12 protein-coding genes and 1 pseudogene are annotated in these 13,107 nt (G+C 73.1%); 6 read left to right on the forward strand and 7 right to left on the reverse strand.

The features are described from left to right. The first annotated feature begins 1 nt into the window (after position 1). The gene (locus HOQ23_RS11365) at positions 2-574 is read left to right on the forward strand and encodes a hypothetical protein (RefSeq protein WP_172214712.1); all 573 of its coding nucleotides are present in this window, start codon (positions 2-4) and stop codon (positions 572-574) included. Between the two features lie 84 nt (positions 575-658). Here the strand turns inward: HOQ23_RS11365 and HOQ23_RS11370 are convergent, their stop codons facing one another. Together HOQ23_RS11370 and HOQ23_RS11375 are read right to left on the reverse strand one after the other, a co-directional pair. Next, a complete protein-coding gene (locus HOQ23_RS11370) occupies positions 659-1,873 on the reverse strand; it encodes a DUF4032 domain-containing protein (protein ID WP_172214713.1) in 1,215 nt (404 codons plus the stop codon). Between the two features lie 41 nt (positions 1,874-1,914). Next, positions 1,915-3,765: an alpha-amylase family glycosyl hydrolase gene (locus HOQ23_RS11375; protein WP_367650464.1), complete on the reverse strand. Its 1,851-nt coding sequence runs from the start codon at positions 3,763-3,765 to the stop codon at positions 1,915-1,917. A gap of 184 nt (positions 3,766-3,949) precedes the next feature. Here HOQ23_RS11375 and HOQ23_RS11380 point away from each other — a divergent pair, with 184 nt between their 5' ends. Further along, the gene (locus HOQ23_RS11380) at positions 3,950-5,197 is read left to right on the forward strand and encodes an LCP family protein (RefSeq protein WP_172214715.1); all 1,248 of its coding nucleotides are present in this window, start codon (positions 3,950-3,952) and stop codon (positions 5,195-5,197) included. Beyond that, positions 5,194-5,421: a hypothetical protein gene (locus HOQ23_RS11385; RefSeq protein ID WP_172214716.1), complete on the forward strand. Its 228-nt coding sequence runs from the start codon at positions 5,194-5,196 to the stop codon at positions 5,419-5,421. Before HOQ23_RS11380 ends, HOQ23_RS11385 begins: the two co-directional genes overlap by 4 nt. Before the next feature lie 12 nt (positions 5,422-5,433). On the opposite strand, the gene HOQ23_RS11390 is transcribed toward HOQ23_RS11385, so the two are convergent. The 3 genes from HOQ23_RS11390 to HOQ23_RS11400 all read right to left on the reverse strand — a co-directional run bounded on the left by HOQ23_RS11390 (position 5,434) and on the right by HOQ23_RS11400 (position 6,984). Next, positions 5,434-5,862 carry an MscL family protein gene (locus tag HOQ23_RS11390; RefSeq protein WP_172214886.1) on the reverse strand — a complete coding sequence of 143 codons (429 nt, stop codon included), beginning with the start codon at positions 5,860-5,862 and terminating at the stop codon, positions 5,434-5,436. A 50-nt stretch (positions 5,863-5,912) separates the two neighbouring features. Continuing rightward, entirely contained in the window at positions 5,913-6,560 is a 648-nt protein-coding gene (locus tag HOQ23_RS11395; RefSeq protein WP_172214717.1) for an SAF domain-containing protein, read from the reverse strand. A 112-nt stretch (positions 6,561-6,672) separates the two neighbouring features. Beyond that, positions 6,673-6,984: an FmdB family zinc ribbon protein gene (locus HOQ23_RS11400; RefSeq protein WP_172214718.1), complete on the reverse strand. Its 312-nt coding sequence runs from the start codon at positions 6,982-6,984 to the stop codon at positions 6,673-6,675. Between the two features lie 132 nt (positions 6,985-7,116). Between HOQ23_RS11400 and HOQ23_RS11405 the strand changes: the two genes are divergently transcribed. Then, the gene (locus HOQ23_RS11405; protein ID WP_172214719.1) at positions 7,117-9,732 is read left to right on the forward strand and encodes a penicillin acylase family protein; all 2,616 of its coding nucleotides are present in this window, start codon (positions 7,117-7,119) and stop codon (positions 9,730-9,732) included. Positions 9,733-9,937: 205 nt separating this feature from the next. Here HOQ23_RS11405 and HOQ23_RS11410 read toward each other — a convergent pair whose 3' ends face one another. Next, positions 9,938-11,248: an HNH endonuclease signature motif containing protein gene (locus tag HOQ23_RS11410; protein WP_172214720.1), complete on the reverse strand. Its 1,311-nt coding sequence runs from the start codon at positions 11,246-11,248 to the stop codon at positions 9,938-9,940. A gap of 241 nt (positions 11,249-11,489) precedes the next feature. Here HOQ23_RS11410 and HOQ23_RS20890 point away from each other — a divergent pair. Both HOQ23_RS20890 and HOQ23_RS11415 read left to right on the forward strand, forming a co-directional pair. After that, positions 11,490-11,744 (forward strand): annotated as a pseudogene (locus HOQ23_RS20890) (leucine zipper domain-containing protein); the annotation flags it as partial. Then, the gene (locus HOQ23_RS11415; RefSeq protein WP_253945416.1) at positions 11,647-12,501 is read left to right on the forward strand and encodes an IS481 family transposase; all 855 of its coding nucleotides are present in this window, start codon (positions 11,647-11,649) and stop codon (positions 12,499-12,501) included. The pseudogene HOQ23_RS20890 and the gene HOQ23_RS11415, both read left to right, overlap by 98 nt. Here HOQ23_RS11415 and HOQ23_RS11420 read toward each other — a convergent pair. After that, a complete protein-coding gene (locus tag HOQ23_RS11420; protein WP_172214721.1) occupies positions 12,498-13,091 on the reverse strand; it encodes a 5-formyltetrahydrofolate cyclo-ligase in 594 nt (197 codons plus the stop codon). The two genes, HOQ23_RS11415 and HOQ23_RS11420, sit on opposite strands and share 4 nt — an antisense overlap. Between the last annotated feature and the right edge of the window lie 16 nt (positions 13,092-13,107).

Consider the following 13,107-nt stretch of genomic DNA (forward strand, 5'->3'; position numbering starts at 1 on the left):
GATGACCACGATGCAGCCCGCCGCCGACTCCCGGCACACCGGCACCCTCCCCGCCCACCTGCCCCGCGCGGGCGGCCGGGGCGCGCCGGCCACCTCGGGGGCCGCGCCGCTGAAGAACAACCACTACCAGCTGCTCCAGATCGTGCTGTTCTGGGCGGGTGCGATCCTGCTGCCGCTGGGCCTGGTCGTGATCGTGCTCGGCTGGTACGGCGCCGCGAACACGCCGTACCAGTACGACCAGCTCTCCTACCTGGTCTCCGGTGGCCTGCTCGGCCTCGGGCTCACCTTCTGCGGCGGGTTCCTCTACTTCGGGGCCTGGCTGGCCCGGATCGCCGACGACGGGCGCGAGTCCTCCAAGCGGCTCGCCGACACCCTGCTGGTGCTCGCCGACGTCACCTCCCGCTCGGCCGCGATCAACGACCAGGGCGTCGACGTCGCCGCGCTCCCCGTGACCGCCGGCGACGGCACCACCATCCACCGCCGCGACTGCGCCCTGATCGCCCACCGCGAGGACCTCCACCCCGTCGGCGAGAACAACGCCCACCTCACCCCCTGCCGGGTCTGCCGCCCCTGACCACCCGTCCCGTACGCCGAGTCGGCCCGTCTGGTGGCGCGAGTCGGCTCGTGTGGTGTGCCGAGTCGGCGCTCGTGGTGCGGCTCAGGTGTCGGCCTCGGTGGTGACCAGCTCGTCGGGGCGTCCCGGAAGGACGTGCGCGACGTAGTCGGCGGCGGTGTCGAAGATGCTCACCTCGTGCCCGGCGCGCTCGGAGAGGTACCACCGGTGCACCAGCACCTCGTGGAAGAACTCCGCCGGGTCCAGCTTGCCGCGCAGCTCGGTCGGGATCATCGCGACCAGCGGCTCGTAGACGTCCGCCAGCCAGCGTGACGCCACCCGGCCGCGGTCCTCGCGCCCCAGGCCGTGGTGGGCGGTGTACGCCGCGAGGTCGTTGAGCAGCCGGCGCGCCTGGGCGTCCTCGACGTCGAGGCCGGTGAGCGCGCGCAGCTCGCGACGGTGGTGGCCGAGCTCGACCACCTTCGGCTGGATGCGGACCTGGTCGCCGTCGAAGTCGGTGACGATGTCGAGCTCGTCGACGTCGAAGCCGAGGTCGTTGAGGCGCTCGATGCGCTGCTCGATGCGCCACATCTCCGCGACGCTGAACTCCTCGACGTCGGTGAGCTCGGCCCACAGCGCGGTGTAGCGCTCCTGGATCGACATCGCGATCGCGTGCGCCGGCGCCTCCGGGTCGAGCGTTCCGGAGGCCTGGAGGTCGAGGAGCTCGGCGAAGACGTTCTCGGTGGCGATGGTGATGTCGTGCTCGCGCATCGGCCGCGACAGCGTCGGGCGCAGCTCGCCGGTCTCCGCGTCGACCAGGTACGCCGCGAACCCGCCGGCGTTGCGCCGGAACAGCACGTTGGACAGCGACACGTCGCCCCAGTAGAAGTCCGCGAGGTGCAGGCGGGCCAGCAGCACCACCATCGCGTCCACGAGCGCCGGGACCCGGTCGCTGGTCAGGCCGTGGGAGAACAGGGTGCGATAGGGCAGCGAGAACTTCAGGTGCTCGGTGAGCAGCGCGGCGGGCAGCTCCTCACCGTTCGCGTCGACGCGTCCGGTGACCACGCTGTGCGGGCAGACCGCCGGCAACCCGAGGCGCTGGAGGTCGCGCAGCAGCCGGTACTCGCGGAAGGCGATCGCCTCGACGGTCTCCTTGACGGCGTAGGTGCGCGACCCCAGCCGGATGAACCGGACGACGTGGCGCGAGAGCCCGCGAGGCAGCGGCAGGACGAACTCGTCGGTCCACTCCTCCAGCGGCACCGACCAGGGGACCCCCAGCAGGGCCGGGTCCGGTCGGCTCGCGACCATGCGCAGCGCCATCGCTCCACCATAGGGGTGCCGCCCGGTCGGCGGCAGGTGCCTCAGAGGCGCCAGCCGGTGAGCGAGGCCCCGTCGCCGGCCGGCACCACCACCTCCTCGCCCTCCCGCACGAGCGGCGTCGAGGCACCCTCGGTGGCCAGGACGACCGCCCCGTCGAGGCGGCCCGCCGCCCCCAGCAGCTGCCCCGCCGGCAGTCGCACGGCGGGCCCCGCGGCGCGTCGGGCGGCGATGAGGACGTCGCCGTCGGGGTGCTCGCGCACGAAGACGAGGGTGTCGTCGTCCACGTGGGCCCAGCGCAGCCCGCCGCGGCGCAGCGCGACGTGCTCGCGCCGGGCCGCGGCCAGCGCGCCGTACGCCGCCAGGGTGGCGGTGTCCCAGCGCTCGCGGTGCTGCCAGGGCATCGGGCGCCGCGAGTCCTCGCCGACGATCCCCTCGAGCCCGATCTCGTCGCCGGCGAAGACCATCGGCACGCCCGGCAGCGTGAACTGCAGGCCGGCGGCGACCCGGTGCCGAGCGGGGTCCTGGACCACGGTGCGGATCCGGGCGCTGTCGTGGGAGCCGAGGATGTTCCACGAGGTGCTCGCCGCGCGCCAGCCGTAGCGCGCCAGCCACTCGCGGAGGGTGCGCTGCACCAGCGGCCCGGGGCGCCGCGGCACCGGCAGCGGGCGCCCGAAGGCGCGGGCGGGGGAGTCGGGCGCGCGCAGCCAGGACCACACCGGCCAGGAGAAGCCGGAGTAGTTCATCGTGCCGTGCCACCCGTCGCCGTCGAGGTCGCCGGAGGCGTCGTGGTTGTGCTCGCCGATGACCAGCGCGTCGGGCCGCTCGGCCTGCGCGGTACGACGTACCGCCCGCGCGACCTCGTGGTTGACGTCCAGCGCCCCGAGGCGCCCGGTCATGTTGGCGACGTCGATGCGCCACCCGTCGACGTCGTACGGCGGGCGCAGCCAGCGGGCCACGATCGAGTCGGGCCCCTCGACCATCGCCGCGCGCAGCCCGGGGTCGGCGTGGTTGAGCTTCGGCAGCGTCGCGAAGCCCATCCAGCACTCGTAGCCGCCGTCGGCGTCGAAGTGGTACCAGCTGCGGGTGGGCGCGTCCGGGTCGGCGACGGCAGCGAGGAACCACTCGTGGGTGTCGCCGGTGTGGTTGGTGGTGAGGTCGCCGAGCAGGCGCCATCCGCGGGCGTGCACGGCGCGGGCCAGCCGCTCGTACGCCGCGTCCCCGCCGAGCAGCGGCTCGACGCCGTCGAAGGTCGAGGCGTTGTAGCGGTGGTTGCTCTCGCCGGGGAAGACCGGCGTCGTGTAGAGGATCGTGGCGCCGACCGCGGCGACGTGGTCCAGGTGCTCCACGACCCCGTCGAGGTCGCCCCCGAAGAGCTGGAGCGGCGTGCGCGGGTCGGAGAGCTCGAAGACGACCTCGTCGTCCCAGTCCGCCGGCTCCGCCCAGGCCGGCGTCTCCCGCTCGTCGGCGGCCGCGGAGCGGGCGAAGCGGTCGGGGAAGACCTGGTAGACGACACCGTCGCGGCCCCAGTCCGGCGGCGGCTCGTGCGCGGAGACCCGGAAGTCCAGGGCGTCCGCGAGGTCGTGCTCGACGGTCCCCGCTGCGGTCAGCCAGCGCTGCTGGCCGTCCGCGTCGGCGAGCAGGAAGCGGTAGTGCGTGACCGGGTTGCGCACCGGCAGCGCGCCCTCCCACCACGTGGTGTGTGCGTCGCGGGCCACCGCGGTGCAGGGGTGGAAGACCGGCTCCGCGTCGTACGTCGTGCGCACCCAGACCCGTTCGACCGGGTCCTCGGCGCTGGTGCGCAGGCGCACCGTCACCGTGGCGCCGAGCACAGGCGCCTCCTGGTCGAGGTACGTCGGGGAGCCGTCGTGGTGGGGCTCGTGCAGCAGGTTCACGCGTCCAGCGTCCCCGATCGGGCCGCCCCGGGGCGAGGTTCCGGGACGTGCGTCACACCGTGGCATCCTTGACTCCGGCGCGCAGCCGGGTCCCGGTTTCGTTGCCGCGGCGAGCCCGGAGGACAATAGGGGTGACCGCGTACTGTCGGTCGAGCCGCCCCACACGCCCGAAGGTGACCAGAGCATGACCGAAGAGCAGCCGCCCGCTGCCCCGTCGGACGTCGCCGCGCCCGCCGGACGACGCAAGGCCAAGCCCCAGCGTCGCCACACCGTGGCCAAGGTGATCGTCTCGATGATCCTCACCCTCGGCATGGTGAGCGCGCTCGGCACGATCTGGCTCTACCGCGACCTGACGGACAACATGACCGTCGAGGACCTCACCGACCAGCTCGGTGACCGGCCCGACAAGGCGGTCGACGACGGCCCGCAGGAGCCGCTGAACATCCTGGTGATGGGCTCCGACGACCGTGACGGCGCCGGCAACAACATCGACGGCCTCACCGGTGGGGGCCAGCGCTCGGACACGACGCTGCTCTTCCACCTCTCCGGCGACCGCTCGCACGCGTACGGCGTGAGCATCCCGCGCGACTCGCTGGTCACCCGCCCGGACTGCATCGCCGAGGACGGCTCGGTGATCCCGGGCAAGGAGAACGCGATGTGGAACGACGCGTTCGCGCTCGGTGGCCCCGCCTGCACGATCCACCAGTTCGAGGAGCTCACCGACGTGCTGGTCGACCACTACGTGGTGGTCGACTTCGCCGGCTTCAAGGACATGGTCGACGCCATCGACGGCGTCCCGGTGTGCGTGCCCGAGGACATCGACGACCCGAAGCACGGGATCTTCATCGAGGCCGGCACCCGCGACCTGAGCGGCGACGACGCCCTCAACTACGTCCGCGCCCGCTACACCCTGGGCGACGGCTCCGACATCGGCCGGGTCAAGCGCCAGCAGGCGTTCGTCGCGGCGATGGCCAACAAGGTCGTCTCCGGCGGCGTGCTCGCCCGCCCGGACCGGCTGATCGGCTTCCTGCAGGCGGCGACCAAGTCGCTGACCGTGGACCCGGGGCTGAGCAACCCGCTGAAGATCAGCAAGGTCGGCCTGGGCTTCCAGGACATCGGCCTGAGCAACATCCGTTTCATCACCGTGCCGTGGGCCTACGACACCCGCGAGGAGTTCCGCGGCCGCGTCGTGTGGACCGACGCTGCGGCGACGGTCTGGAAGCGCGTGCGCGACGACGAGCAGATCTCGCGCCGCCTCGACAGCGGTGCGATCAACGCCGCGACCGTCCCGGGAGCGGGCGGCTCGGGCTCCGGGTCCGGCGATGGCGACGGGGGCGACAGCACCAGCCCCTCGCCGAGCGACGACCCCGACACCGCGGCCCGCGACGAGGCGCAGCGCGAGGCCCTGGAGAGCGCGGGGCTGTGCGTGTGAGCACCGCACCCCAGCCCGAGAAGTCCCGCTCCGAGGAGCCCCGGCCCGAGAAGCCCCGCGCCGAGCGGTCCGAGTCGGACTGGGAGCGCAGGAAGCGCCTCGCCGACGTGTTCGGCGAGACGCTCCCCGAGACCACGCGCGACGAGCGCGAGCCGGAGCCCGGCGGGGGCCGTGGCAGCGACGACTGGCTGCTCTCGCAGGTGCCGCCGCACCACGGTTCCTGAGCGGCTCCGGGCTCAGACGCCCGGGTTGGTGGCTCCCGGACCGCCGGTGACGCCGGGGTTGGTGGTGCCGCTCGTGCCGGACGGGCCCTGCTGGGCCGCGAGCAGGTCACGGATCTCGCCGAGGATCTTGATGTCCTCCGGGGTGCCGGGAGGGGCGCTGGGGAAGTAGCGCTCCTTGGCCTTGGTGTACGGCGCGACGATGAAGAAGTAGACGACCGCGGCCAAGATGACGAACGACACCAGCGCGGTGAGGAACGCCCCGACCGAGACGCCCCCGGGGTTGTAGGACGAGAAGTTCGGCGTGTTGAAGACCTTGCCGATGAGGTCCATGAGCAGGTTCACCATCGCCTCCACCACGGTGGCGAACGCGCCGCCCATGATGAACGCGACGGCGAGCTCGATGAGGTTGCCGCGGAGAAGGAAGTTCTTGAATCCGCTCAGCATGGGTGCTCCTAAGCGAGAGCCGGGGGGGAGAAACAGGTCACGGAAGGCTAGCGGCTGTAGGAGAAGCTCAGGTAGTGCCGGGCGGCCGCGTCGGCGAGGCCGGGCACGTCGCCCTCGAGCGCGCCGACCACGACGAGCCGGCCCCCGAGGCCCTGGGCGCCGGCGTCCGCGGCGTGGTCCGGGACCGCCAGCACCGGCACGGAGTGCGCCACGACCGCCGGCTCGCCGCCCTGCGGGTCGGCCGCCACCAGGTCGACCACGTCGCCGACGCGGAGCAGCGCGACCATGCCGGCGTCGGGGAGCCGGACCGGCACCGCGACCGTGCCGGGGTGGGCCTGGGTCAGCGCCGGCCCGACGAGGCGTACGTCGGTCACCGCCTCGCCGGCGCGCAGCGGGGAGGCGAGCACCCGGCCGACCGGCTCCTCGGCCAGCCCGGCGGGCGCGGTGCCGGGCGCGAAGCCGACCTCGACCAGGTCGCCCGCGACCAGCGCCGCGCCGGAGGGCAGGTCGCGCGCGGCGACGAGCACCGGCTCGCGCTCCGGCGGGGCGGCGGCGCCCGCCTGGAGCCCGGCCGCGACCGCGACGGCGGCGAGCAGCGCGGCCAGCAGCCGGCGCCGGGCCAGCACCGCACGGCGTACGGCGCGCGCGGCGCGGACCGGTCCGCGCGGGGTGACGGGGGAGAGGTCGAGGGGCACGCCTCGACGCTAGGACGCACCGAGGCCCTCCGCAGCGGCCCTCCACAGGGGCCGCCCCGAAGGGCCGGACGGGCTCGCGAGGAGCCCTGGTCAGCGGGGGATCAGCGGGCGGTCAGCTCGCGGTGCTGGCCGTGCTCGTGGTGCTGGAGGACGAGGAGGTCTCCGACTTCGTCGTGGTGCTGCTCGAGGAGGAGTCGCTCGAGGAGGACGTCGAGGAGCTCGCGGCGGGCTCGCTCGCCGAGGACGAGGAGCGGCTGTCGGTGCGGTAGAAGCCCGACCCCTTGAAGACGACGCCGACGGCGTTGTAGAGCTTGCGGAGCTTGCCGGTGCAGGCGGGGCACTCGGTCAGGGCGTCCTCGGAGAAGCTCTGGACCTGCTCGAACTGGTGGCCGCACTCGGTGCAGGCGTACTGGTAGGTAGGCATGGGGGCTCCGGGGTGCTCGGGACTGCTGGGCGGACGAGGTCCGCGCTGGAAGGTCGTGTCGACGCCGAGGTGACGACGTTGGCACTCGACGTGCGCGAGTGCCAATGATACGACACGGCAGAATGGCACGCGATGAGCAACGCCACATCCTCGCAGGGCCGGGTCCGTGGGTGGGCCCGGTCGTTCGCGAGCCAGCCGCGGGCCGTCCGCGTCACGACGTACCTCGCGGCGGTGCTGGCCGTGGTGCTGGTGGCCGGGCTGCTGGCGGCGACGGCCCTCGAGCGCCGGGCGCTGCCGCAGCTCGACGGGTCCCGCGAGCTGCCGGGGCTGGGCGCCGACGTCGAGGTGCTGCGCGACGAGCACGGCGTGCCGCAGATCTACGGCGACTCCCTGGACGACCTGATGCGGGCCCAGGGCTACGTGCACGCCCAGGAGCGGTTCTTCGAGATGGACGTGCGCCGCCACGCGACGGCCGGCAGGCTCGCCGAGCTGTTCGGCGAGAAGGCCGTCGAGAGCGACGCGATGGTCCGCACGATGGGCTGGCGGCGGGTCGCGGAGCGTGAGCTGGCGATGGTCGCCCCCGCGGCCCGGGAGGCCCTCGAGGCGTACGCCGCCGGCGTCAACGCGTTCCTCGAGCAGCACTCGACCTCCGAGATCGCGGTGGAGTACACCGTGCTGCGCCTCGGCGGGCTGGGCTACTCCCCGGAGGAGTGGACGCCCGTGGACTCGCTGGCCTGGCTCAAGGCGATGGCGTGGGACCTGCGCGGCAACATGGGCGAGGAGATCGCCCGGGCGCTGGCCGTGGCCGAGGTCGGGGTCGAGCGGGCGCGCCAGCTGTGGCCGGCGTACCCGTTCGAGGAGCACGCGCCGATCGTCGGCGAGGGCGCGGTGATCGACGGCGTCTTCGAGCCCGGCGCCTCCGGCCCGGACAGCCGCAACCCGATGCGCCCCGGCTACACCGCCGGCGAGCGCGCGGTGCTGCGCGAGGTCGGGGCCAGCGTGCGGGCGCTGCCGGCGCTGCTCGGGCGCGGCGACGGCATCGGCTCCAACAGCTGGGTGGTCGACCCCCGGCACACCACCACCGGCGGCGCGCTGCTCGCCAACGACCCGCACCTCGGCGTCACGATGCCGGGGGTGTGGATGCAGGTCGGCCTGCACTGCCGCACCGTCTCCGAGGACTGCCCGCTGGACGTGTCCGGCTTCAGCTTCTCCGGGGTCCCCGGCGTGATGATCGGGCACAACGGCGACATCGCCTGGGGGTTCACCAACCTCGGGCCGGACGTCAGCGACCTCTACCTCGAGCAGATCGACGGCGGCCGCTGGCTCGACGACCGCGGCTGGCGGCCGCTGGAGGTGCGCCGCGAGACCATCGAGGTGGCCGGCGGCGACGACGTCGAGATCGTGGTCCGCAGCACCGACCAGGGCCCGGTGCTCTCCGGCGTCTCCGACCAGATCGCCTCCGTGGGCCTCGCCCGCGGGGAGCGCGACGGGCGGGAGTACGCCGTGTCGCTGGCATGGACCGCGCTGGACCCCGCCCCGACCGCCGACGCGATCCTGGCGCTCAACCTGGCCACCGACTGGGACTCCTTCCGCGCCGCCGCCGCGGCGTTCTCGGTGCCGGCGCAGAACCTCGTGTACGCCGACACCCGTGGCCACGTCGGCTACCAGGCCCCCGGGCGGGTGCCGGTGCGCAAGTCCGGCAACGACGGCACGATGCCCGGGCGCGGCTGGCGCGCGGAGGACGAGTGGACGCCGACGTCGGTGCCGTTCGACGCGCTGCCCTTCGCCCTCGACCCCGACGAGGGGTTCGTCGTCACCGCCAACCAGGCGGTCGTCGGGCCGGGCTACCCCTACCACCTCACCGACGACTGGGACCGCGGCTACCGCTCCCAGCGGATCCGCGACCGGCTCACCGACCGGCTCGCCGACGGGGGTCGGGTCTCCGCAGACGACCTGCTCGACATCCAGCTGGACCGGCACCACCCGCTCGCCGCGGTCCTCACGCCGTACCTCCTCGACGTGGGGCTGCCGGCCGGTTACGCCTCCGACGGCCAGCGGGTGCTGGAGGAGTGGGACCACAGCCAGGGCGCCGACAGTGCGGGCGCGGCGTACTTCAACGTGGTGTGGCGCAACCTGCTCGAGCTGACCTTCCACGACGAGCTCTCCGAGGAGCTGTGGCCAGACGGCGGGCAGCGCTGGTACGCCGTCGTCGAGGACCTGCTCACCCGCCCCGACGACCCGTGGTGGGACGACGTGCGCACCGAGGAGCGCGAGACCCGCGACGACGTCCTCGAGGCGGCGCTCATCGAGGCCCGCGACGACCTGACCCGGCTCTCCGACCGCGACCCAGGCTCTTGGCGCTGGGGCCAGCTGCACCGCCTCGAGCTGCGCTCGCCGTCGCTGGGGGAGTCCGGGATCGGCCTGGTCGAGCGGCTGGTGAACCGCGGCGGTTGGCAGGTCGGCGGCGGCAGCTCGACGGTCGACGCGACCGCCTGGGACGCCGCCGAGGGCTTCGAGGTCAGCGCCGCCCCGTCGATGCGCATGGTGGTCTCGCTCGCCGACCTCGACGACTCCCGCTGGATCAGCCTCACCGGGGTCTCCGGCCACCCCGCCAGCGAGCACTACACCGACCAGACCGACCTCTGGGCACGCGGCGAGACCATCCCCTGGCCCTTCGGCCGCGACGAGGTCGAGGCCGCCGCCGAGCACCGCCTGGTGCTCGAGGCGGTCGAGGACGACGAGGACTGAGGCTCGGCGTCCCGCGCGCCGGCGGCCGAGCGGGGCGAGGTTGCAGCTGCACGCCGGGCCACCGGTCGGGCCGGTGGCGTGGGCGACGACGTGGTCGGTGTGCAGCGCCGGTGGTCGAGCTTGCCGAGACCGGAGTCAGAGGGCCGAGCCGGGGCAGGGGTGTGACCCCGCCGGCTTGCTGCTGGCGGGGTCCGGTGCGGTGGATCTACTCGTCGGGCGGGTGGGTGGTGACGAGGCGGGTGGTGCCGCGGTCCTTCACGAGGTGGAGCCCATGGGGTGAGCGCCAGAGGTACGTCGCGGCGTCGGTCTTGTCGTAGGTCCAGGCCGTGTGGGTCTTGGCCCGGTGATGTCGGCGGCAGAGCGGGGCGAGATTGCAGCTGCACGTCGGGCCACCGGTCGGGCCGGTGGCGTGGGCGACGACGTGGTCGGTGTCGCAGCGCCTCGCCGGGCGTTCGCACCACGGGAACGCACACGTCGGCTGAGCCAGACGGGTCTGGTCGACGAGCCGGTCCGGGATCGCGTAGGCGTCGGTGTGGTGGTGCGCCTCGAGGTCGATCACCGGCTTGATCACCACCTGCGCGTCACCGCTGCACCAGTCACGGACCTGCTCGGTCGACACGATCGACCGGGTTTCCTCCACGTGTGCAATGCCTGCCTCGTCGCGGGAGATCGCGGCGTGGGAGAGGTGGACGTGGATGACGACCTGGCGGGGCTTCACCACGGACGCGGCGCCCTCACCCGCTTCGGCGCGCAGGTCGAACGCCAGCTGCCGTCGGGCGAGCTCACCGGCGGCCATCGAGCGGCGCACGTCCAACGACTCGGTGGACCCGAGCGCGGAGAGCTCCTCAGCCCCCTGGCGGATCGCAGTGTCGAGGTCGATCGCGTCGGCGAGGTCGAGGACGCCCTCGACGTGCACGGTGCCGTCGTGGGTGGCCTCGCGGGTGCGGACGTCGAAGCGGCGCCCGTCGGCGGCCTTACAGCGCTGCCTCTCCGCACCCTCGGGGTCGAAGGTGACGCGGGCCTGGTCGACGAGCCGCTCGATCCCGGCCCAGCCGATCTTCCCCACGAAGCCGGCGAGCTGGCGGTCCACGAACTCCGCACCGTCAAGGGGAAGGGCGGTGGTCAGCTGCGCGACCCGGCGGGCCTTCCACACCGGCACCTCGCCGGCACGGACCAGCCTCCAGGTGCGCTTCAGTCGGTGCGCGAGCTCGAGCGCGTCACCGACCAACGAGCGGGCGGAGTCGGTGGACATGCCGAGCGCGGCGCCGAGCTCCATCGGCGCGAACTCCGCCACCAACGGCGTCCCCTCGCCGGCCAGCGGCACCGCCAGCTCGCCGAAGACCAGCCCGGTGGTCGGTGCCGCGTCGGCGACCGACTCCTCGGGGTGCATCGCCGCCCACACCAGAGCGGCCTCCAGGATCAGCACCTCGCCGCGCTGCACCGCAGCCCGCTGCTCCTGCGCGAACGCCAGCACGGCGGCTGGGGTGTCGCACTCGGGGAGTTCGGGGGAGGCCATGCCTCATCCTGCTCGAACGCGTGTTCGAGGACAAGGGTCTCTCCACCGCTGTCCTCAGGTTCCTCGGCCGTGCTCTCGACGAGCTCGACCGACGGTGCGCTCGACCCGGAGACCTAGATGTGATGACCAGGCACGTTGGTCGAGGTCGTGTGACGACACGATCTGAGATGTAGATGGGTGAAGGCCTCCCCGGTGTGGAGTGGAGCTGTCTAGAAACCGCTCCGCCACCAAGGAGGCCTTCGTGTCCCACGCTACCCATGCCAACGCTGCTCTGACACCACGAGCCCGGCTTAAGCTCGCGCGTCTGGTCGTCGATCACGGCTGGCCACCCGCTCGAGCAGCCGAGCGTTACGACGTCTCCTGGCGCACCGCGAAGAAGTGGGCCGACCGCTACCGCGATGAAGGCCCTGCAGGCATGTTTGACCGCTCCTCGGCACCGCACCATCGACCGAATCGGACGCCGGCGCCGGTGGTCCGCAAGATCGTGCACCTGCGCTGGAAGCAGCGACTCGGCCCGGTCGAGATCGCCGACCGGCTCAACATGGCGTCCTCGACCGTCCTCGACCGTCCACGCGGTCCTGGTCCGCTGCCGCATCAACCGCCTCACCCACATCGACCGGGTCACCGGGGAGCCGATCCGCCGCTACGAGCACGAGCACCCCGGCGACCTGCTCCACGTCGACGTCAAGAAGCTCGGTCGCGTCCCAGACGGCGGCGGGTGGCGCTACGTCGGGCGCCAGCAAGGCAACCGCAACCGCGCTGCCACCCCGGGGATGCCCCGCAACAAGTGGCGCAATCCCCAACTCGGGACCTGCTACCTGCACACCGTCATCGATGACCACTCCCGCGTCGCCTATGTCGAAGCCCACGACGACGAGACCAAGGAGACCGCCGCCCTGGTCCTGCGCAACGCGGTGGCCTGGTTCGCCGAACGCGGAGTCACCGTCCAACGAGTCCTGTCCGACAACGGCAGCTGCTACAAGTCCCACCTGTGGCGCGACACCTGCGCCGAACTCGGCATCACGCCAAAGAAGACCCGGCCCTACCGGCCCCAGACCAACGGCAAGATCGAACGCTTCCACCGCACCCTGGCCGAGGGCTGGGCCTTCAAGAAGTTCTACAACTCCGAATCAGCCCGACTCGCGGCCCTGCCAGGATGGGTCCACCAGTACAACCACCACCGGCCCCACTCGGCCATCGGGAAGCGCTCACCCATCACCAGGTTGAACAACCTGGCTGGGCATCACACCTAGAACCGCACCAACCCCGCGGGGGAGCAGGCGGCGGTGACCGGGCGGTCGTGGGGCTCGACGGGGACGTCGAGCCCGATCTCGTCGTCGTAGAGCAGGACGCAGGTGAAGGTGCCGGCCGGCACCCGGCCGAGGGCGCGGTCGTAGGAGCCGCCGCCGCGGCCCAGGCGCATCCCGTCGGGGGCGACGGCCAGGCCGGGGACGAGCACGGCGTCGGCGGTGGCGATCGCTTCGACGCCGAGGGAGTCCTCGGGCTGGAGCAGGCCCATGCGCGCCGGGGCGAGGGACTGCTCGCCGCGCCAGGTGCCCCAGTCGAGGTCGCCGTCGGGCAGCAGGCGCGGCAGGATCACCCGCCGCCCGGCCTGGGTGAGGGCCTCGAGCAGGACCGTGGTGCCGGGCTCGGTGCCGACGGAGACGTAGGCGGCGACGGTGGCGGCGCGCGCCACCTCGGGCGCCTCGACCAGGTGTCCCGCGATCGCCCGCGAGGCCGCGCCGATGTCGGTCAACGGCAGTCTGCGGCGCGCCGTCATCAGCCGGTCGCGCACGGCCGTCTTGGCGGCCGACGCATCGGCTGGTGGGAATCTGGGATGCATTTGCGGGTCTGGCACA

Source organism: Nocardioides sp. zg-DK7169 (assembly GCF_013155365.1).
Classification (GTDB): Bacteria; Actinomycetota; Actinomycetes; order Propionibacteriales; family Nocardioidaceae; genus Nocardioides.